Here is a 20,461-nt window from a genome sequence, read left to right on the forward strand (position 1 = left end):
CTCGGACACCGAGGTGGACCTCGGCGGGCGGGATCTCGGCCTGACCGGCCGGGAGGTCGCCGTCCTGCAACCGCTGGGGCAGGGCCTGACCGCCGCGTCGATCGCCCGGCGGCTGGGCTCCTCACCACGAACCGTGCACGAGCACCTGGAGCGCGTGTACCGCACGCTCGGCGTCGGGGACCGGCTCGTGGCGGTGCAGCGGGCCCGCGATCTGGGTCTGCTCACCCGAGCCCACCGCACAGCCGATGGCGCCGCGTGCTGGCGAACGGTGCGGACGAGCTCCGGCATCGCTGTGCAAGGGTTGGGCATGGTTTCCTCTTCGCGCGGGGCTGCCGAGTTGGTGGACGAGCTGGGACGGCTGCTGCTGGGGGCGCCGTTTCCGCTGTCGGTGCGGTGCTGGGACGGCTCGGAGTCCGTCGTCCAGGGGGCCCCGACTCTGGTCGTGCGCCACCCGCGCGCCCTGCGCCGGTTGGTCTACGCGCCCGGGGAGCTGGGCCTCGCCCGCGCCTACGTCAGCGGGGATCTCGACATCGAGGGGGACATCTACGCGGCGCTGAGCTTTCCGGATCGGCTGCCGGCCCGCCCGGAGCTACGCCTGGACCGGGCGGCCCTCGCCCGGCTGGCCGGCCCGCTCCTGCGACTGGGGGTGCTCGGCCCGCCCCCTGCGCCGCCGCCCGAAGAGGCTCGGCTGCGCGGGATCCGGCACTCGCTCGGGCGGGACCGGAGCGCCATCAGCCACCACTACGACATCGGGAACGACTTCTACCGGCTCCTGCTGGGGCCCTCACTCGTGTACAGCTGCGCCTACTTCCCCGAGCCGACGGCGACGCTGGAGCAGGCGCAAGAGGCCAAACTCGACCTCGTCTGCCGCAAGTTGGACCTGCAGCCCGGGATGCGGCTGCTCGACGTCGGGTGCGGCTGGGGCTCGCTGGCCCTGCACGCCGCCGCCCGGTACGGGGTGTCGGTGACCGGGGTGACCATCTCCGCCGCCCAGGCCGAGCTGGCCACCCGCCGCGTGGCCGAGGCAGGCCTCTCCGAGAGCGTCGAGGTCCGGCAGCAGGACTACCGGGAGGTCGTGGACGGGCCCTTCGACGCGATCGCCTCGATCGGGATGGCCGAGCACGTGGGCCTCGCCCAGTTGCCGGCCTACGCCGCACAACTCCACGCGCTGCTGCGCCCCGGTGGCCGGCTGCTCAACCACGCGATCGCGCGCGGCCCGGCAGCCGGGCCGGACCGCCCGGATCCCGGCTCGTTCCTCACTCGCTATGTCTTTCCCGACGGAGAGCTGCAGCCGCTGGCCACCCACGTGCGGGTGCTGGAGGAGGCGGGTCTCGAGGTCTGCGACGTCGAGGCGCTCCGCCGGCACTACGCGCTCACCTGCCGGGCCTGGGTGAACAACCTCGAGCGCCGATGGGACGACGCCGTCCGGCTCTCCTCCCCCGGCCGGGCCCGGGTGTGGCGGCTCTACCTGGCAGGATCGGCGCTGGCGTTCGAGGGCCGCCGGGTCGGCGTGAACCAGGTCCTGGCGATCAAGCCAGGACTTCCCGGAGACGACCGGCTCCCGCTGACCCGTCCGGACTGGAGCGCCCGCGCAGTGCGGGGAACTCACCAGCCGGGCAACGACTCAGCCGCAGGACGTGGCGGCGGATCAGCGGCGGCAGCCGGTGACCCGTTCGTCCCCTGAGGCCCATCGTCACCATTCGGCCGCGGCAGCCGGCTCCCCGCGACGGTCTGGAGGGCGGCGATCAGCTGACGCCGGACCCGAGCGTAGGGAGCGAGCCGCCCCTCGGACACGTGCACGCCCCGGTCGGGACTGCCCCGAGTCCAGGTGACTCATCGGGTGGGATGGTCCGGCCGCGGCGAGGTCGAGCGCCGAGGGCGAGCCACTTCTGCACGATCGGGGACGTCTATCCCGACCGGATGTCGGGCGCCATCGACTCCCGGGTGAAGGCCTCCGTGGCGGTCGCGGCGCTGAGACATTGCCCGCGAAAAGCTCCCCTCGCTGCCGGTTCTCCTCGTCGGGAGGGTGTGCGCAGGGCGGAGGTGACCTGGGCGGAGGTGACCTGGGCGGAGGTGACCTGGGCGGAGGTGACCTGGGAGGTCGCCGGCGGCCGGCCACCGTGACCCACGAGACCGCTGTGTCACGCGCGCGTCGTCAGGCCTCGCCGCAGCTCGTCCATGGCTTCGGCGAGGCTTACTCGAGGCGCCCAGCCCCACCCGCGCGCGCGGTCGGTGCGCAACTGCCCCGTCCAGGCCGGCTCGTCGGTCCACTCCGGCTCGACGCCCAACGCCTCGGTCACCGTGCCCAGGTAGTCCCGCCACGTCGCCGGCTCGCCCGCGACGATGACCGCGGTCGTGCCACCGGCCACAGGGCCTCGCGCCGCGTCGTCGCCGGCCGGAACGGCGCCCGTGGCGAGGTCCGCGATCAGATCCGCCAGGTCCTCGACGTGCACCCAGGGCCAGGTCTGTGCCGGGTTTGCCCGGCGATCCCCGTCGCGGACCTGCTGCGGTCGCAGCGCGTTCCAGACCGACGTCTCGCCGGCTCCCATGATCGCCGGCGGGCGCACCAGCACGGTCGTGAGCCCGCCGACCTCTGCCAGGGCGGCGTCGGTGGCGTTCTTGGTGTCGGGGTAGTCCCCGCTCCCCTCGGGCAGGAGAGCACCGTCCTCGGCCACGTCCCCGACGCCGGCCGAGCGGTCGTAGACCCCGGCCGTGGAGACGTGCACCAGCCGGGCGACACCGGCGTCCCGGGCAGCCCGGGCGAGGACCTGCGTGCCCTCCGCGGCCACCCGGTGCTGCACTTCCCGGGGCGAGCCCATCGGATGCACCGTCGTGACCACCGCGTCGGCGCCCCGGCTCACCTCGCGGGCGAAGCCCTCGTCGGCGAAGTCGCCGACGTGCTCGGTGACCTCGTCGAAGGCGGGCGCGCTGCCCTCGCGGCGGACGACGGCGCGCACCTGCGCCGACCGCTCGACCAGCGCCCGGCACACCGCGGTGCCCACCAAGCCGTTCGCACCGGTCACCACGACGACGGGAGATGGAGTGGTCATGCCCTCCACACTGCCAGCCGCCACCCGACGACGCCCGCTCTGCAGCACGTCGTCGCAGCGCCTCCGAGCGCCCGGCACTCACCGGGCCGGCCGGTCGGACTGCGGCAAGCAACGCGCCGAAGCCCCGCGAAACACCCCTCGCATCGAGAGGTCGCTCGTCGCCTGCCGACACCGAACGAGAGCTCCCACCTCGGGACGGCGAGGGTCAGCGGGCGATGTCGATGGCCTTGAACGCCTCGGTCTGGGTACGGATGGCGATCTCGGTGGGCAGCCGTTCAATCGAGGATGCACCGAAGAAGCCGACCACGCCCTCGGTGCGCTGCAGGACGTAGGCGGCGTCGTCGGGCTCGGCGATGGGGCCGCCGTGGCAGAGGCACAGGATGTCCGGGTTGACCCGCTTGGCCGCGTCGGCCATCGCCTGCACCCGTGCGACGGACTCGTCCAGGGTGAGTGCGGTGGCCGCGCCGATCGAGCCCTTCGTGGTCAAGCCCAGGTGCGGAACGAGGATGTCGGCGCCGGCGGCGGCCATGCTGCGGGCCTGCTCCTCGTCGAACACGTACGGCGCGGTGAGCAAGTCCTTCTCGTTGGCGAGGCGGATCATGTCGACCTCCAAGCCGAAACCCATGCCGGTCTCCTCGAGGTTGGCCCGGAAGACGCCGTCGATGAGGCCCACGGTCGGGAAGTTCTGGACGCCGGTGAACCCGAGGCGCTTGAGGTCGTCGAGGAACGGCCCCATCAGCCGAAACGGATCGGTGCCGTTGACGCCGGCCAGGACTGGGGTGTCCTGGACGATGGGCAGCACCTCGCTGGCCATGTCCACGACGATGGCGTTGGCGTCGCCGTAGGCCATCAGCCCGGCCAGCGAGCCGCGGCCGGCCATCCGGAACCGCCCCGAGTTGTAGATGATCAGCAGGTCGATGCCGCCGGCCTCCGCGGACTTCGCCGAGATCCCGGTCCCGGCTCCGCCGCCGATGATCGGTCGGCCGGCGGCGACCTGGGCGGCGAAACGGGCGCGTGCGGTACTGCGGTCCATGTCAGCTCTCCTTCGGTTGGCGACGACGTCCTGGCAGGCGTCGGCCGCCGCGGCGGAACCGGGGCGGTGATGGCCTCGTCGCGTCTGGGACGGCACGGGTCTGTCCCGCCGGGGCGGACGGCGTCGGAACAGGCCGCAATCGACGTGGACGCACTCACGTCGGGCAGCGGGATGACGGCCGCCGTGCCCCCCGTCGCCGCGGCGAGCTTAGCGGCGATCCCCGTGCCCGGCTCCGCCATCCCGCCCGGGTGGTACGCATCGGGGTCACACCGGGCGTGCAGTGACCGACGGTCCTGATCTGCTGGGGACCGGAACCTGCGGATCAGGACCGCGTCGCGTCCTCGGCGGCGACCAGCCATGCGCGCGCCGACGGGTAGTCCTCTGCCACGCCGAGAACCCGGTACCCGCTCCGCGTCCGCTCCAGCAGCAGCCAGGCGTCGTCGAAGGCCTCGACGACCGTGTCGTCGCAGCGGTCCGGCAGCCCGTGGGGAAAGCGGGCCGAACGGATCTCGCGGTGGAAGGGAGGCGGGGTCGCGGACATCGGTCCAGCCGGGATAGGGGTCGATGCGGTACTCCGCCACCCGCTCGCTGGACACGAGTGCCTGGCCGGTCCGCACTCTCGGGGCGGAAGCCGATTCTGCCCCCGGACCGCACTCCCCGTCAGCCTTCCGCGCATGCGGAGCCGGATCGGGTCACGGGTCGCGGCGGCCCCCGGTGCTCAGGCCCGGCCGACGCTGAGCACCGTCAGGTAGGCCGCCAGCCCCAGGACCAGGCATCCGGCGACGACCGGTGTGTAGGACCCCGAGGCGTCCACGGCCGTACCGGCGAGCGGAGCGCCCAGGGCCGAGCCGAGCCCGGCGCTGGTGTAGAGCACCCCCAGCAGCCCGCCCAGGCGGGTGGTGCCGAAGCGCTCGGCGACGACGGCGGGACCGATGGCCACGAACCCGCCGTAGCCGACGCCGAGCACGACCGCGAAGGCGAGCAGCATCCCGTAGCCGCCCCCCACGCCCCACAGCGCGAAGCTCAGGCCCATGGTCAGGAAGCACCCCTGGAAGGCCCGCAACGCACCGGTCCGCCCCGCCACCAGGCCGAGCAGCAGCCGGCCCGCGATGCTCGCCGCGCCGATCACCCCGACCAGGGCCGCCGCCGCGACCCGGTCGGCGCCCTGCTGCACGGCGTACCCGGGCAGGTGTACGAAAGGCACGAACAGGGCGACGGACAGGAGGCCCGACGCCAGGTACAGCCTCCGGTAGTCGCGGTTGCGCACGGCCTCGCGCAGCGTCAGCGCCGCGGGGCCGCCCTCCACCGGTGGGCGCTCGACGACCACGGCGCAGAGCACGAGCACCAGCGCGCCGGCCAGGCCCAGAACGAGGTGGGTGCTGCGCCACCCCAGCTCACCGATCAGCGCGGCCGCCAGCGGGGCCACGGCGAGCGTGCCCAGGCCGATGCCCGTCACCGCCACCCCGACGGCGAAGGTGCGGCGCTGCTCGAACCATCCGCTGACAACGGCCACCATCGGCACGTAGGCGCAGCCCACCCCGATGCCGACCCCCAAGCCGTAGGTGAGCAGGCCGATCCACAGCTCCCCGGCCACCGACGTCGCGGCGAGCCCGGCACCGAGGGCGACGGCGCCGACCAGCAGCACCCGCCGGGGGCCGTAGCGGTCCACCGCGACGCCGCTGAGCGCGCCCAGGCCGAAGTACGTGAGCGAGGTCAGGGCGAAGAAGGCCGACGTCATGCCGCGACCGGAGCCGAACTCCTCCGCCATGGGACCGAGGAACGCGCCGAACGAGTAGGCGATCCCGAACGTGACGAACATGCCCGCGAACCCGGCGGCGACCATCACCCAGCTACGGACCGAGTCGACCGCTGCCGCAGGGCGCATGCCGGAGGACGATACGAGACCGCCCGGCGCGTTGGACCGATGCGCCAGGAACAGAACCGCAGGACGACCACATCCGAGTTCGCGACGGCGGGTCCTCGTCGAACTGGCTCTCCACCAGGAGCAGCCGCCCGCGGGCGACGTCCGCGGGCGGCGCGCACGGGATCGGGGTCGGTGGGCACCTCGGCGATCGGCTGGCCGCCGTGTCGCCGCCGTCCCGTGCCGACGTGGGTGGGTGCCGCAGTCACCGAGTTCTGCACCACGCTCGCGCCGGAATCACTCCGCAGGCGCCGGCACGTGGGTAACGTCTGTGTCCCACGTCACAGCGCCGCAGTGGAGGTCGATCCATGACCGCGACCGAACAGCGAACCGTCCCGGAGCGGCACGGCGCCGCGTCCCCGCCGGAACACGTCGACGTCCTCATCGTGGGGGCCGGGGTCTCCGGCATCGGGGCCGCGCACCACCTGCAGGAGCGCTTCCCGGAGCGGTCGTTCGTGCTCCTGGACGCGCAGGACGCCCGCGGCGGCACCTGGTGGACGCACCGGTATCCGGGGGTGCGCTCCGACAGCGACCTGTTCACCTACGGCTACCGCTTCAAGCCCTGGCGAGGTCCCTCCATCGCAGCGGGCGAGGAGATCTTGAACTATCTGGACGAGGTCATCGCCGAGGACGACCTCGCCACGCACATCCGCTACCTGCACCGGGTGACCGCGGCCAGCTGGTCGAGCGAGGACCGCCGGTGGACGGTGCAGGTCACCCGCTCGGACACCGGGGAGGAAGTGCAGTTCACCACCGGCTTCCTGTGGATGTGCCAGGGCTACTACAACCACACCGAGCCCTACCAGCCGCGCTGGGAGGGCATGGACCGGTTCGAGGGCCTGGTCGTGCACCCGCAGCAATGGCCGGACGACCTGGATCTCAGCGGTAAGCGCGTCGTCGTCATCGGCTCCGGTTCCACCGCCGCGACGCTGATCCCCGCGATCGCGCAGCAGGCGGACCACGTGACCATGCTGCAGCGGTCCCCGTCGTACTTCTTCGCCCCGCCGCTGACCCACGAGCTCGCGGTGACGCTGCGCCAGCTGGACATCCCGGAGGAGTGGACCCACGAAATTATGCGTCGCGCCTACACCGCCCAGCTCAACGAGCTGGCGAGGCTGGCGCACGAGGCGCCCGACGAGCTGCACACGTTCCTCATGGAGTCGATGAAGCCGCTGCTCCCGGAGGGCTTCGACGTCGAGAAGCACTTCACCCCGCGCTACCGCCCGTGGCAGCAGCGGATCGCATTCGTCCCCGACGGCGACCTGTTCGCGGCGCTCCGGGAGGGGAAGGCCTCGATCGTCACCGACACCATCGACACCTTCACCGAGAAGGGCATCCGGGTCAGCTCCGGTGAAGAGCTCGAGGCCGACGTCGTCGTCACCGCCACGGGGTTCAACCTGTCGGTCCTCGGGGATGTCGCGTTCACCGTGGACGGCGAGGCGGTGGACTTCCCCGAACGCGTCACGTGGCGCGGCGTGATGATCAGCGGCGTCCCGAACATGGCCTACATGTTCGGCTACTTCCGGCACAGCTGGACGCTGCGCGTCGACCTGGTCAGCGACCTCGTGATCCGGTTGATGGAGAAGATGGAGCTCGAGGACGCGACCATGGTCGTCCCGACGCTGCGCGACGAGGACGCCGGCATGCAACTGCGCCCGTGGTCGGATCCGGAGGACTTCAACGCCGGCTACGTCATGCGCTCGCAGCACGTGCTGTTCAAGCAGGGCGACCGCGAGCCCTGGACCCACATGCTGGAGCACGCGGCGGAGATGGAGATCCTGCCGAAGGCCGACCTCGACGACGGGTCGCTCGTCTACCGCTGACGTCGATCCCCCATCCCCCGAACCTCCCCGCGGGCGCCGTGCCCGCGGGCTCAGTCGCTCAGTGAGGAGCCACCATGCCGCAGACGCCCGTCCGGACCGGGGTCACCCTGAACTACGAGATCACCGGCGAGGGCGACCCTCTGCTGCTGATCATGGGAACGTCGGGGTCGATCCCGCTGTGGGGCGAGATGATCCCGCGGCTGGCCGAGCAGTACCGGGTGATCGCCTTCGACAACCGCGGGCTCGGCGGGAGCGAGCGCGGCGACGGCGCGATCTCCGTGGCGTCCCTGGCCGAGGACGCCTCGGCGCTGCTCACCGCCCTCGACGTCCCCCGGGCGCACGTCATGGGGTGGTCGCTCGGCTCCGCCGTCCTGCAGGAGCTGGCCCTCGCGCACCCGGAACAGGTCGCCACCGCGGTCATGTACGCCAGCTGGGGACGGTGCGACGGTTTCCAGCGTTCCGTCCTGTCGGCTCTGCGGTACCCCTACGTCCACCGCGACATGGAGACGGCGCTGGCCACCGCCGGGCTGGCCTTCTCGCCGCAGCTGCTCGACCACCCGGACTTCGCGGCGATGCTGGAGCCGATGCTGCCGGCGTTCCCGCAGACGGACGAGCAGATGCAGGTGACGGTCGAGCAGTGGGACGCCGACCTGGCGCACGACACCCTCGACCGCCTCGGCGACATCACCGCCCCCACCCTGGTGATCGTGGGCGAGCAGGATCTCCTGACCCCGCCCTGGCAGGCGAAGGCCGTGGCCGATGCCATCCCGGGCGCGCAGTTCGAGCTGCTGACCGGGCCCGGGTCGAGCCACGGCGTGCACATCGAGCGCCCCGAGGACCTGGCGCGACTCGTGACCGGGTTCCTCAGTCGGCACACCGTGCTGCAGTCGAGCTGATCCTCCGGACCGTCCCCGCCCCCGGCCCGGGGTGCCGGAACCGTCACGGGGTCACGGCGGGCGGGCCGCCGGCCGCCCCGATGATCCCGTCCTCGACCAGCTCGCTGGGCCGGGGAGCGCTGACCGGCAGCGGCGCGGACTCCCAGTGCGCGGAGACGACCAGGATGGGCTTCGGCCCGGGCAGGGAGCCGGCACACCGGTGCAGCGGGTCGAACGCCAGGCCGGAGGCACAGATGCCTTCCGCCCGTCCGGGCGCGGCAGGATGGCCGCATGACCACCCGGCCGACGTCCTCCCGAGGAGTCGAGGCGGCGGTCACCGGAGCGGTGACCGCCGTGTACTACGCCACCCCCGACTTCATCCCCTCCCGCCGGGCCCGCGGCTGGGCGAAGGCCGGGCTCGTCGCCGCCTCCGTCGCAGCCGCCATCCCAGGCGCCCGGGCGGCGCGGGCCACCGCGCGCGAGGCCCGGGAGGAGGGCAGCGCAACCTCCCTCCCGCAGGCGTTCGGTGCGCTGACCACCGGGCGCGAGGTCGTCGCCCTCGCGTTCTTGGCCGCCGTGCTGACCTGCTCGGTCGCCGGGGTGGTGGCCGCCGAACGGCGGGCCCTCCGCCAAGGGCAGGCGCGGGCGGCCGCGGGCCGGCGGCTCGCGCACACCGGCCCGGCGCTGCTGTACGGCGCGCTGGCGGGCGCGCTCCGACTGGTGCCGGCGCCGCCCGACACGGCCTGACGCCCGCGAGTGGCCAGGCGCCGCGGTCACCGCAGGTGGTGCACCTCCTGGAGGCCGTGGACCGGCGTCGGGATCCCCTCGTACCGGGCCTTGAGCTGCAGCGCGAGGTAGAGCGAGTAGTGCCGCGACTGGTGCAGGTTGCCGCCGTGGAACCACAGCGCCTCCTGCTGGGTGGGCTTCCACATGTTGCGCTGCTCGCCCTCCCACGGCCCCGGGTCCTTGGTGGTGTCCGAGCCCAGGCCCCACACCTTGCCGACCCGGTCCGCCACCTCCTGGCTGATCAGGTCCGCCGCCCAGCCGTTCATCGACCCGTAGCCAGTGGCGTAGACGACCAGGTCGGCCGGGAGCTCGGTGCCGTCCTCGAGGACGACGGCGTCCTCGGTCAGGTGGTCGACCTGCCCGTGCACCAGGCGCACCTGCCCGTCGGCCACCAGCTCCGCGGCACCGACGTCGATGTAGTAGCCGGAGCCGCGGCGCAGGTACTTCATGAACAGGCCGGACCCGTCCTCACCCCAGTCCAGCCAGAAGCCCGCCTTCTCCAGCCTGTCGTAGAAGTCCGCGTCGCGCTCCCGCATCTGCTCGTACAGCGGGATCTGGAACTCGTGCATGATCCGGTACGGCAGCGAGGCGAACGTCAGGTCCGCCTTCTCCGTGGTCACCCCGGCGGCGACGGCCTCCTCCGAGTAGAGGGCACCGAGGCCGATCTCCATGAGGCTGTCGCTCTTGACGATGTGCGTCGAGGAGCGCTGCACCATCGTGACGTCGACGCCGTGCTCCCACAGGGCCCCGCAGATGTCGAACGCGGAGTTGTTGCTGCCGATCACCACCACCCGCTTGCCGGCGTAGGCGTCGGGCCCGGGGTGCTGGGAGGAGTGCTGCTGGTCGCCGCGGAAGACGTCCTGCCCGGGGATGACCGGCACGTTGGGCTTGCCGGACATCCCGGTGGCGAGGACGACGTGCCGCGGTCGCAGGGTCAGCGGCTTGCCCTCGCGCTCCACCTCGACGGTCCACTCCCCCGCCTCCGGCGAGTACGACGCCGACAGCGCCACGGTGCTCGACCAGTACGGGATCTCCATCACCCGCGTGTAGGACTCGAGCCAGTCGCCGATCTTGTCCTTGGGCGCGAACACCGGCCAGTTGTCCGGGAACGGCAGGTAGGGCAGGTGGTCGTACCAGACGGGGTCGTGCAGGCACAACGACTTGTACCGGCCCCGCCACTGGTCGCCCGGTCGCGGGTGCTTGTCGACCACCAGGCTCGGGACGCCGAGCTGGCGCAGTCGGGCGCCGAGCGCGATGCCGCCCTGCCCGCCACCGACGACCAGCACGTACGGCTGCGTGGCGACGCCCAGCTCGGCCGCCTCGCGTTCGCGGCGCTCCAGCCAGGTCTCCCGGCCGCGGTGGATCCCGTTCTCGGCACCCGGAGGACGACGGGGACCACGCGGCTCCTCGTGCCCCTTCAGCTCGTGCATCGTGGTGAGGAACGTCCACGCCTTCGGGACGCCGTCCTCCTCGACCAGGCGCACCAGCCCCTTGCCTCGCCCTACGGCGGTCTCGAAGGTGAACCACGCGGTGGTGACGCCGTCGGCCTCCTCGGGCGGCTCCGACACCGCGAAGGACGACGGGTCGGTGCGCTCGAGCGTCGCCGTCAGCAGGTCGGTGACCCCGGCCGGGTTCTCGGCGGTCGTGATGTTCCAGCTGAAGGCGATCAGGTCGCGCCAGAAGCTGGTGGCGGCGAACATGCCCGCCGCGCGGGCGACGTCGCGGGCAGCCAGCGCCTCGTCGAAGTCGGCGAGCCAGCGCTCCGCGCGTTGTACCGGGGCCTGCGTGGTCGTGTCGAGGGTCTGGGTCATCCGGGCTGCCTCCTGCGGACACCGGTCGGCATGATGTGATGTGCAGCACAGCGCCTGGGGGGCCTCGGCGGAAGCGTTGCAGCGTGTTGCGCGCAGCCGGCCCGGGCGGGAGACCCGAGCTGGAGGTGGGACGTGACCGGCTACTCGGCGATCACCCCCGGCACGGACCTGTCCCAGCACGCCCGGGTGCTGGTGCGGGTGCACGACGCGGTGATCGGGGGCGGCCGTCCGCCCGTGCGTCCCCGCGGCGTCGTCGCCCGATCGTGGACGCGCGTCCTCGGCCTGGGGCTCGACCCGTCCCGCACGAACGCCCGCGAGCCGCTGCTGCCCACCGAGGTGGAGCGGCGACGCCGGTGCTCACCCCTGCTACCGGTGATCGGGGAGCTCCGGGAGGTCCTCGGCAGCGTCGCCGACGCCTCGGCGTTCCTCATGGTGGTCACCGACGCCGACGGAGTCATCCTCTGGCGGGAGGGATCGCCCCGGGTACGGCTGCGCGCCGACGCCCTGGGTTTCACCGAGGGCGCCCGGTGGACCGAGGGCACGGTGGGCACCAACGCCATCGGGACGGCGCTGGCCGAGGCGGCTCCGGTGCAGCTGTTCTCCGCCGAGCACTTCGAGCAGGCGCAGCACCCCTGGTACTGCACCGCCGCCCCCATCCACCACCCCGTCAGCGGCGAGCTGCTGGGGGTCGTCGACGTCAGCGGGCCCGCCCTGACCCTGCACCCGGTCATCGGAGCGCTCGTCGACACCGCCGTCAGGCTGGCCGAGTCCCAGCTGTGGCGGCACCACGAGCAGCGGCTGGAGCGGTTGCGCCGGTCGGTCCGGGGCCTGCTTGCCACGGTCTCCGGCCCGCTGCTGCTGGTCGACGACCACGGCTGGGTCGCCCACCGGTCGGGCATCGCGGCGCGCGACCGGGTCGCGGTCCCGCGCGACGGCACGTTGATCGCCGTCCCCGGCCTCGGGCTGTGCGCGCCGGAACGGGTCGGCGAGGGCTGGCTGGTCCGGCCGCGCGAGGCCGCGGACGACGTCGTCGCCGAGCTGGACCTGACCGGTGCGCCCGTGCTCCGGCTCCGGTCCCGTGGTGAACCGTGGGTGACCCCGCTGACCCGGCGGCACGCCGATCTCCTGCTCCTGCTGCGGCACGCCGGCCGGTCGGGGCTGAGCTCCGCCCGGCTGAGCGCGGCCCTGTTCGGCGACGAGGAGCACTGCGTCACCGTCCGGGCCGAGATCTCCCGGCTCCGGAAGGTGATCGGTGGCCTGGTGACCAGCAATCCCTACCGGCTGGCTGCCGGCGTCACGCTCTCCGTCGTCCGGCCCGACGAGGCGACTGCGGTGCCGGGCCCGGGGTAGGGAGAGCCGGGTCCGCGACGGCCGGGTTCACCGGGCCGACGGTCACCGGCGGTGCCGGCGCACCGCCCCGGCCGCCGGCATCGTCAGCACCGCCGCCCACACCGTGGGCAGCGACCTGCGCGGGCTGCGCCGCCGGAGTCACGTCCGGGTCGCGACGAGGGCCGTCCAGCAACCGGCGAGCCGGGTCTCCTGGGCGGCCACGGTCAGCCCCGCCTCCTGGCAGGCCGCCGCCAGTCCGGACGGGGTGGGCCGATCGGCGTCGGCCGGGTGGAAGGCGACCGCGCGCAGCAGGCGGCTGTCGACGAACCGCGCGGTCATCTCGCAGGAGAAGAACCGGCCGCCCGGTCGCAGCACCCGCGCCGCTTCGCGGACCACGTCACGCCAGGCCTCGGCGTGGTGCAGCACGTGGTAGGCGAAGACCGCGTCGTAGGACGCCTCCGCCGCCGGAAGGGCGGTGGCGTCACCCTCGCGCACGTCGACCCGCCCGCCGAGGTCGGCGAGGGCCGCCCGGCTCGCCGCCACGCTGGCGGGATGCCGGTCGATGCCCTCGGCACGGTCGGCGCCGAAGACGTCGACGGCGAGCCGCAGGCCGGTGCCCCGCCGCCCGGTACCCAGCTCGAGGACGGTACCGCCGGTCACCTCCCCGCCGAGGCGCCGCAGGATGGCCGCCTCCCCGCGGCGCTGCACGAACGCCCGGGGCCGGGAGTCGACCCACAGGCGGGTGGCATCGATGTACGTGGGTGGAACCGAGGGCCTGTCGCGCACCGTGCGGTTGTGCCCCTCGGGGGCTGGGCGAAACGGGACGATGGCAAGCCGGCACGGCTGGTCGCGCAGCACGCGCGCGGGCTCAGGAGCGCACCCGGTTCCGCGGCCTCCGGCGGCGGGCGAAGAACCGCTCGATCCGGCGCCACCGGTTCGGCGTCTTCTCCGGGTCCATGACCTCCGACTCGGCGAGCGCCCGGTCGGCCGGACCGAGCTCGGGCGGCTCGAAGGGGATCAGCGAACGGCCGGTCGGCCGGCGCAGCCGCTCGATGCCCTGGACGAGCGACCCGGTGTCGGCGACCGCGGCGGCGACCTCGTCCGGGGTGCAGCCGAGGTGCTCGGCCAGCAGTCGGTCCCGGAAGCCGACGATGGTCTCGGCGAGCCGGTCGGCCCCCGGCCGTCCCGCCGCCGCCTCGATCGCCAGGTCGCACTCGGTGTCCAGGCCCATCGACCGGTTGTTCACGTTGCTGGAGCCGATGCGCAGCAGCCGGTCGTCGACCACGGTCACCTTGGCGTGCACGTAGATGTGCTCGCGCTGCTCCGTCACGGGCGTGTAGAGCCTGAACCGGTCGTGGACGTCGGCCTCGCGGAGGTCCTCCAGGATCGCGGCCCGGGCCGTGCCCATCGCCTTCTCCGAGAGCCAGCCGTCGGCGGTCCAGGGGTTGACCACGACCACGTCGGGGCCGTCGGGCTCGCGCAGCCGCTCCGCGATCGCCTCGGCGATCCGGCGGCTGGCGAAGTACTGGCTCTCCACGTACAGCGCGCGGCGGGCCGCGGCGACGACCGCCAGCCACAGCAGTTCGATCTCGTGCACCAAGGGCGCTCCGGCGTGCTCGGGCCGGGTGCGGGAGATCGCGACGTCGACGTCGGTGAGGAGGGGTTCCACCTCCTCGGGCCAGCACGCCCGATCCTCGTCCAGGGGCTCGAGCCGTTCCCCGGTGCCGCTCTCCCACCGTTCCCGGGCGAGCTCGGCGACCGCGCGGGCGGCGGGCCCGGTCATGATGCTGGTCGCGTCGTGCCACGGCCCGGTGGGCCGGCCCGGGCCGCGACCGTTGGCCGGCCGGCGCCGGTGCGGGTTGCCGTCGGCGTGCTGGGAGGTGTCCCAGCGGTCGGCGGTGATGTCGATGCCCCCGGCGAAGGCCAGGCAGTCGTCGATGACCACGATCTTCTGGTGGTGGGCTCCGCCGACCGGGTGGTGGGTGTCCACGGCGAAGGTGAGCCGGTCCGGAGTGCGCCGGTCGAGGAGCACGATCGGCGCCAGGCCGCGCCCGAGCGCGCGCAGCATGCCCAGATCCCACTGCAGGACACCGATCTCCAGCCGGGGGTTCTGCTCCACCGCCCGTTCCAGCACGGCGCCGAGCCGGTCGTCCTCCGGCGGGCCGCCGTCCAGCGGGTCGAGCTGGATCCGGGGGTCGAAGTCCCAGCCGATGAACAGCACCCGCCGCTGGGCGCGCAGCACGGCCCGCTTCACGGTGGCGAAGTAGTCGGCCGCGTCGACGAAGATCGCGAACCGGGTGGCCCGCTCGATCCGCCAGCAGGTCTCACCGGGGATCAGCAGCGGCGCGCCCTGCTCGGGGCGCCCGTCGTCGGTGGCCCGGTCGAGGCCGGGCAGCGCGGTCTCCGCATCCGTGTCGGGCTCCGCCGTCGACTCTGCCCCGTCCATCACACGGGCAGTCTGCCCGCCGGCGTGGGCGGAGCCAACGCCCGACCCTTCCGGGCGTGCCTCGCGGGCGGCGCCGAGCGGTGTTGCGGTCGGTCGGCGCCGCGGGTGTGATGAGCCATGACCTCGGCCGGGGGGAACGGCGGTGAGGGTCCGGCCTCCGCGGGGGAGTGCGGTCCCGGGTCCAGGGGCGCCACCTCCCCCGGCGCCCTGTCGGCCGACGCCTGGCGCTCCGTCCTCAGGCGCGTCGTCCGGCACGTGGTCAGCGATCGGCTCATGGTCCAGAGCGCCGGGGTCGCCTTCTTCGCCCTCCTGTCGATCGCGCCGGTGCTGGTCACGGCGATCTCCGTCTACGGGGCCGTGCACACCCCGGAGCAGGCGCTGGCGCAGCTCTCGGACGTCACCGAGATGCTGCCCAGCGAGCTGCAGCCGATGGTGGCCGACCAGCTCACCACCATCACGACCGCCTCGACGCAGGTGCTCACCTGGCGCGGGCTGGCCGGGCTGGTCGTGGCGCTGTGGACCGCGACGACCGCCATGACCTACCTCGTCGACGGGCTGACGCTGGCCTACCACGAGACCGAGACCCGCAGCTTCGTGCGCCGCGGCGGGCTCGCCCTCCTCCTCGTGCTCGGCGGCGCCGTCCTCCTCGGCGCGGTGATCGCCGGATCGGGTGCCGTCTCGCGGTGGCTCGCCGGAGCGCCGGGGCCGGTCCGAGCCGGCGCACCGGCGCTCACCTGGGGGGTCCTCGCGCTGCTCATGGCCGTGGTGCTCGCCATCCTGTACCGGTTCGGCCCCGACCGGAAGCAGGCCCGCTGGCGGTGGATCTCCGCCGGCTCGGCGATCGCGACGCTGCTGTGGCTGGCCGTCACCTTCGGATTGTTCGCCTACGTGGAGCAGCTGGGCAGCTACCGGGCGACGTACGGGTCCCTCGCGGGGGTCGCGATCAGCATGCTGTGGCTTTGGGCGACCGTCTTCCTCGTCATCGTCGGCGCCGCGATCAACGCCGAGACCGAGCGCCAGACCAGCTGCGACTCCACGGTGGGGCCGGAGCGGCCGCTGGGCGAACGGGGCGCCGTCGTGGCCGACAGCGCCCCGCCCTACCCGGGCGACGGATGACCCGCCGGAGCCGCCCGGCCGGTGGGAGGCCACGCGCTCTCCGGTCGGGCGGCCGCCGTCAGAAGGGCTGGTCGCCGGCTGCCGAGGTGCGCCTCCCGGTGAGGTGCTCGGCGTAGGCGGGCAGGTCCAGCTGACCGTTGCCGGACAGCCCGATCACCAGGACGCCCTCTTCTCCCGTGCCCGCACGCCGGCGCGCCTCGGTGACCGCCGCGGCGATCGCGTGGCACGACTCCGGCGCCGGCACCAGGCCCTCGGTCCGGGCGAAGAGCACTCCGGCGTCGAAGGCCTCCGCCTGCTCGACCGCCTGCGCGGTGATCAGCCCGAGCTCGACCGCGTGGCTGACCATCGGGGCCATGGCGTGGTATCGAAGGCCGCCGGCGTGGATCGGGTCGGGCACGAAGTCGCGGCCCAGGGTGTGCATCTTCATCAGCGGGGTCAGCCCGGCCACGTCGCCGTGGTCGTACTCGTAGCGGCCCTGCGTCAGCGACGGGCACGCAGCGGGTTCCACCGCCACCACGCGCGTTCCGGTGCGGCCGGCGAGCCGCTCCCGGACGAAGGGGAAGGCCAGCCCGGCGAGGTTGGACCCACCCCCGGCACAGCCGAAGACGAGGTCGGCCTGCTCCTCACCGAACATCCCGAGCTGGCGCAGGGCCTCCTCGCCGATGACGGTCTGGTGCAGCAGCACGTGGTTGAGCACGCTGCCCAGCGCGTAGCGGGCCTCGGGGTCGGGCACCGCCGACTCCACCGCCTCGCTGACCGCCATGCCGAGGCTGCCGGTGGTGTCGGGGAAGCGCTGCCGGAAGCCACGCCCGGACTCGGTCAGCTCCGACGGGCTGGAGTGCACCACCCCGCCGTAGGTCTCCATGAGCATCCGGCGGTAGGGCTTGCCGTCGTAGGAGGCCCGGACCTGCCACACCTCGCACTCCAGCCCGAACATCGTGCAGGCCAGGGAGAGGGCACTGCCCCACTGACCGGCGCCGGTCTCCGTCGTCAACCGGCGGACGCCTTCCGCGGCGTTGTAGTACGCCTGCGCGACGGCGGTGTTCGGCTTGTGGCTGCCGACCGGGCTGACCCCCTCGTACTTGTAGTAGATGCGCGCCGGCGTACCCAGCGCCCGCTCGAGGCGGTGCGCCCGGTACAGCGGCGAGGGCCGCCACAGCCGGTACACCTCGCGGACCGGCTCGGGGATGGGGACGAACCGCTCGGTGGTCATCTCCTGCTCGATCAGCGCGGCGGGGAACAGCGGCGCCATGTCCGCCGCCTCGAGCGGCTGCCCGGTGCCCGGGTGCAGGTACGGCGGCATGGGCGCGGGCAGGTCGGCGGCCAGGTTGTACCAGTGGGTGGGCAGGTCCTCGTCGCTCAGCACGGCCTTGGTCATGGGCCGGACGTCGCGGTCGACGCCGGGCACATCGGTGCTCGTCACTGTCCTTCTCCTCGGGATGCGGCCCACCGGCCGCCCGAGGCGAAGCTCCTCGAACCGTCCGGCGGGGGGACGATCCGAGCGCGCGTCAGCGGCCCTCGGTCGTCCTCGACGACCGGGCCCACCAGCACGCGCGACGGCTCACGGGCGCGACTGTAGCGTTCCGCCCCGTCCCCGACGAGACCGGTCGCGCCCGCGCTCAGCGAGCGGCACCGGCACGGGCGGCCTGGGCCCAGCGGCCGGGGCTGAGCCCCTTCCAGCGCCGGAAGGCCTGCACGAAGCTCGACGCCTCCGAGTAGCCGAGCCGCTCGGCGACCTGCTCGACGCTCAGGCCCGCCGTCAGGAGCAGCTCTTCGGCGAGGTGCTCGCGCGTCTGCTCCAGGACGGCGCGGTAGCTCGTCCCCTCGTGGGCGAGGTGGCGACGCAGCGTCCGCACGCTCAGGTGCAGCGCGGCGGCCACCTCGTCCTGCCCGGGCATCCGCCACGGCTCCCGCAGCAGGACGTCGCGCACCCGGCCGCTCGTTCCCGAACGGGAGTGGCGCCGGTCCAGCACGTCGCGGCACTGTGCCTCGCAGGTCGCCGCCGTCAGGGGAGCCGCGTGGGGCAACGGCTGGTCGAGGAGCTCCGCGTCGAAGGACACGACCGAGCGGGGCGCACCGAACTCGGGGAGCAGGCCGAAGGCCGCCTCGTACGGCGCCGGGTCGGTGGGCGGCGGCAGGGTGAGCGCCACGCGCCGCGGCACCACGCCCCGCCCGAGGGTCTCCCGCCAGATCTGCAGGGCCGCCGACGTGTCCCGGAGCAGTGCGAACCGCCGCACCGGGCCGGGCAGGTCCAGGTCGTCGAAGAAGAGCGCGAGCTCGTCGCGGAACTCCTGCGCGCTGATGCGGGTGAGCGCATAGCTGAGGTCGAGGAAGCGCATGCCGATCTCGTGGCTCTCCCGGATGGTCCGGCTCGACAGGAGCGCGAAGCCCCAGATCCCGTACGTGGTCAGCCGGTAGCGCGCCCCGGCCTGGAGCGCGGCGGTGTCGGGCAGCCGGGCGGCGAGCGTCCCGATGAGCCGGGCCTCCTGGACGGCGGCGATCTCGGCCCCGGGGTCGCCCAGCGCCGACGCGGGGATCCCGGTGCCCTCGAGTGCCTCCTGGGTGGGGACGCCGTGCTCGGCCGCCAGCGCGCACAGCAGCGCGACGCTGCCCGTACCGCGTACGGCAGCGTGTCCAGGATTGGCCGGATATCTCAACCCGTGACCGGTTGTGTCATGGCTCACAACGTGCCAGACGTCCTAGCGTTCGGGCCGTGACGTACATCACTACTCCGTGGGGGGCCTGGGCATGACGGTGTTGGCAGAGACCGAGCGATCGGCGACGGCGACCGAGCACGTCGACGTGCTCATCGTGGGAGCCGGCATCTCGGGGATCGGTGCGGCGCACCACCTGCGGGAGCGGTTCCCCGACAGGTCGTTCGTCCTCCTCGATGCGCTGGAGGCCCGGGGGGGCACGTGGTGGACCCACCGGTACCCCGGGGTTAGATCCGACAGCGACCTGTTCACCTTCGGCTACAAGTTCAAGCCGTGGCGGGGGGCGTCGATCGCGACGTCCGAGGAGATCCTCCGCTACCTCGACGAGGTCATCGACGAAGAGGACCTGACCGGCCGCATCCGCTACCGGCACCGGGTCACGACCGCGAGCTGGTCCTCGGCGGAGCGCCGTTGGACCGTCCAGGTGACCCGGGAGGACACCGGTGAGGAGCTGCGCCTCACCACCGACTTCCTGTGGATGTGCCAGGGTTACTACGACCACGGCCAGCCCTACCGGCCGCAGTGGGCGGGCCTCGACCGCTTCGGCGGCGAGGTCGTGCACCCCCAGCAGTGGCCCGACGACCTGGACCACGCCGGCAAGCGCGTGGTCGTCATCGGCTCCGGCGCGACGGCGGCGACCCTCGTCCCGGCCATCGCGGAGACCGCCGACCACGTCACGATGCTCCAGCGGTCGCCGACCTTCTTCTTCGCCCGGCCCCGGACCCACGAGCTGGCCGACACGCTGCGGTCGCTCGATATCCCCGACGAGTGGACGCACGAGATCCTGCGCCGCGCCTACATCGCGGAGGGCGACGAGATCACCCGCCTGTCCTTCGAGTCCCCCGACGAGCTGCGGGCCATGCTCATGGAGGCCATGAGCCCGTTGCTGCCCGAGGGCTTCGACGTCGAGAAGCACTTCAGCCCGAGCTACCGGCCCTGGCAGCAGCGCCTCGCCGTCGTCCCCGACGGCGACCTGTTCACGGCCCTGCGCGAGGGAAAGGCGTCGGTCGTCACCGACACGATCGAGACCTTCACCGAGACCGGCATCCGGCTGGCCTCCGGTGAGGAGCTCGAGGCCGACGTCGTGGTCACCGCCACGGGCTTCGACCTGAGCCTCTTCGGCGGGATCGCGTTCACCGTCGACGGCGAGGCGGTGGACTTCACCGACCGAGTGACCTGGCGCGGCGTCATGATCAGCGGGGTGCCGAACATGGCCTACGTGTTCGGCTACTTCCGGGCCAGCTGGACCCTCCGGGCGGACCTGGTCAGCGAGCTGGTGTGCCGGCTCCTGGCGCACGCCCAGGAGCGGGGGGCGTCCACGGTGGTCCCGCAGCTGCGCCCCGAGGACGCCGACATGCCCCTGCGGCCGTGGGCCGACCCGGAGAACTTCAACTCCGGCTACGTCATGCGCTCGATGCACCTGATGTTCAAGCAGGGCGACCGCGAGCCGTGGACGCACCTGCTCGAGTACCAGCAGGAGCGGACCGCGCTGCCCGCGGCCGACCTCGACGACGGGACCCTGCGGTACAGCTGAGCCGCGCGAGCGAGACACCGGCG

The 20,461-nt window shown here is 73.3% G+C and carries 16 protein-coding genes; 7 read left to right on the forward strand and 9 right to left on the reverse strand.

What is annotated here, in order from left to right; genetic code table 11:
- Nucleotides 1-13: 13 nt before the first annotated feature.
- Nucleotides 14-1,684 carry a class I SAM-dependent methyltransferase gene (locus tag ACI791_RS07255; RefSeq protein WP_456585436.1) on the forward strand — a complete coding sequence of 557 codons (1,671 nt, stop codon included), beginning with the start codon at nucleotides 14-16 and terminating at the stop codon, nucleotides 1,682-1,684.
- Nucleotides 1,685-2,141: 457 nt separating this feature from the next.
- On the opposite strand, the gene ACI791_RS07260 is transcribed toward ACI791_RS07255, so the two are convergent.
- The 4 genes from ACI791_RS07260 to ACI791_RS07275 all read right to left on the reverse strand — a co-directional run bounded on the left by ACI791_RS07260 (nucleotide 2,142) and on the right by ACI791_RS07275 (nucleotide 5,968).
- Complete coding sequence (locus tag ACI791_RS07260; protein WP_456585437.1) at nucleotides 2,142-3,050, reverse strand: NAD-dependent epimerase/dehydratase family protein; 909 nt, start codon at nucleotides 3,048-3,050, stop codon at nucleotides 2,142-2,144.
- A 205-nt stretch (nucleotides 3,051-3,255) separates the two neighbouring features.
- The gene (locus ACI791_RS07265; protein WP_456585438.1) at nucleotides 3,256-4,083 is read right to left on the reverse strand and encodes a phosphoenolpyruvate hydrolase family protein; all 828 of its coding nucleotides are present in this window, start codon (nucleotides 4,081-4,083) and stop codon (nucleotides 3,256-3,258) included.
- Nucleotides 4,084-4,405: 322 nt separating this feature from the next.
- On the reverse strand, nucleotides 4,406-4,624 hold the full coding sequence (locus ACI791_RS07270; protein WP_456585439.1) for a hypothetical protein: 219 nt from the start codon (nucleotides 4,622-4,624) through the stop codon (nucleotides 4,406-4,408).
- A 177-nt stretch (nucleotides 4,625-4,801) separates the two neighbouring features.
- Complete coding sequence (locus ACI791_RS07275; protein ID WP_456585440.1) at nucleotides 4,802-5,968, reverse strand: MFS transporter; 1,167 nt, start codon at nucleotides 5,966-5,968, stop codon at nucleotides 4,802-4,804.
- 344 nt (nucleotides 5,969-6,312) lie between these two features.
- Between ACI791_RS07275 and ACI791_RS07280 the strand changes: the two genes are divergently transcribed.
- The 3 genes from ACI791_RS07280 to ACI791_RS07290 all read left to right on the forward strand — a co-directional run bounded on the left by ACI791_RS07280 (nucleotide 6,313) and on the right by ACI791_RS07290 (nucleotide 9,449).
- Nucleotides 6,313-7,827: a flavin-containing monooxygenase gene (locus ACI791_RS07280; RefSeq protein WP_456585441.1), complete on the forward strand. Its 1,515-nt coding sequence runs from the start codon at nucleotides 6,313-6,315 to the stop codon at nucleotides 7,825-7,827.
- Nucleotides 7,828-7,901: 74 nt separating this feature from the next.
- Nucleotides 7,902-8,723, forward strand: coding sequence for an alpha/beta fold hydrolase (locus ACI791_RS07285; protein WP_456585442.1), 822 nt, complete (start codon nucleotides 7,902-7,904; stop codon nucleotides 8,721-8,723).
- A 270-nt stretch (nucleotides 8,724-8,993) separates the two neighbouring features.
- A complete protein-coding gene (locus ACI791_RS07290) occupies nucleotides 8,994-9,449 on the forward strand; it encodes a hypothetical protein (RefSeq protein ID WP_456585443.1) in 456 nt (151 codons plus the stop codon).
- A 26-nt stretch (nucleotides 9,450-9,475) separates the two neighbouring features.
- Here ACI791_RS07290 and ACI791_RS07295 read toward each other — a convergent pair whose 3' ends face one another.
- Nucleotides 9,476-11,299, reverse strand: coding sequence for a flavin-containing monooxygenase (locus tag ACI791_RS07295; protein ID WP_456585444.1), 1,824 nt, complete (start codon nucleotides 11,297-11,299; stop codon nucleotides 9,476-9,478).
- Between the two features lie 132 nt (nucleotides 11,300-11,431).
- Here ACI791_RS07295 and ACI791_RS07300 point away from each other — a divergent pair, with 132 nt between their 5' ends.
- Complete coding sequence (locus ACI791_RS07300) at nucleotides 11,432-12,649, forward strand: transcriptional regulator (protein ID WP_456585445.1); 1,218 nt, start codon at nucleotides 11,432-11,434, stop codon at nucleotides 12,647-12,649.
- A gap of 138 nt (nucleotides 12,650-12,787) precedes the next feature.
- Here the strand turns inward: ACI791_RS07300 and ACI791_RS07305 are convergent, their stop codons facing one another.
- Nucleotides 12,788-13,414 (reverse strand): class I SAM-dependent methyltransferase, encoded by a 627-nt coding sequence (locus tag ACI791_RS07305; protein WP_456585446.1) that lies wholly within the window; start codon nucleotides 13,412-13,414, stop codon nucleotides 12,788-12,790.
- Between the two features lie 82 nt (nucleotides 13,415-13,496).
- Entirely contained in the window at nucleotides 13,497-15,074 is a 1,578-nt protein-coding gene (locus ACI791_RS07310) for a phospholipase D-like domain-containing protein (protein ID WP_456585447.1), read from the reverse strand.
- A 117-nt stretch (nucleotides 15,075-15,191) separates the two neighbouring features.
- Between ACI791_RS07310 and ACI791_RS07315 the strand changes: the two genes are divergently transcribed.
- Nucleotides 15,192-16,190, forward strand: coding sequence for a YihY/virulence factor BrkB family protein (locus ACI791_RS07315; protein ID WP_456585448.1), 999 nt, complete (start codon nucleotides 15,192-15,194; stop codon nucleotides 16,188-16,190).
- Nucleotides 16,191-16,248: 58 nt separating this feature from the next.
- Here the strand turns inward: ACI791_RS07315 and ACI791_RS07320 are convergent, their stop codons facing one another.
- Nucleotides 16,249-17,613, reverse strand: coding sequence for a TrpB-like pyridoxal phosphate-dependent enzyme (locus ACI791_RS07320; RefSeq protein WP_456585449.1), 1,365 nt, complete (start codon nucleotides 17,611-17,613; stop codon nucleotides 16,249-16,251).
- A 196-nt stretch (nucleotides 17,614-17,809) separates the two neighbouring features.
- Nucleotides 17,810-18,874, reverse strand: coding sequence for an AraC family transcriptional regulator (locus ACI791_RS07325; RefSeq protein ID WP_456585450.1), 1,065 nt, complete (start codon nucleotides 18,872-18,874; stop codon nucleotides 17,810-17,812).
- Between the two features lie 64 nt (nucleotides 18,875-18,938).
- On the opposite strand from ACI791_RS07325, the gene ACI791_RS07330 reads away from it, so the two are divergent.
- Nucleotides 18,939-20,438: a flavin-containing monooxygenase gene (locus tag ACI791_RS07330; RefSeq protein WP_456585451.1), complete on the forward strand. Its 1,500-nt coding sequence runs from the start codon at nucleotides 18,939-18,941 to the stop codon at nucleotides 20,436-20,438.
- Nucleotides 20,439-20,461: the final 23 nt, after the last annotated feature.

The sequence above is a fragment of the Blastococcus sp. SYSU DS0973 genome (genome assembly GCF_054051055.1).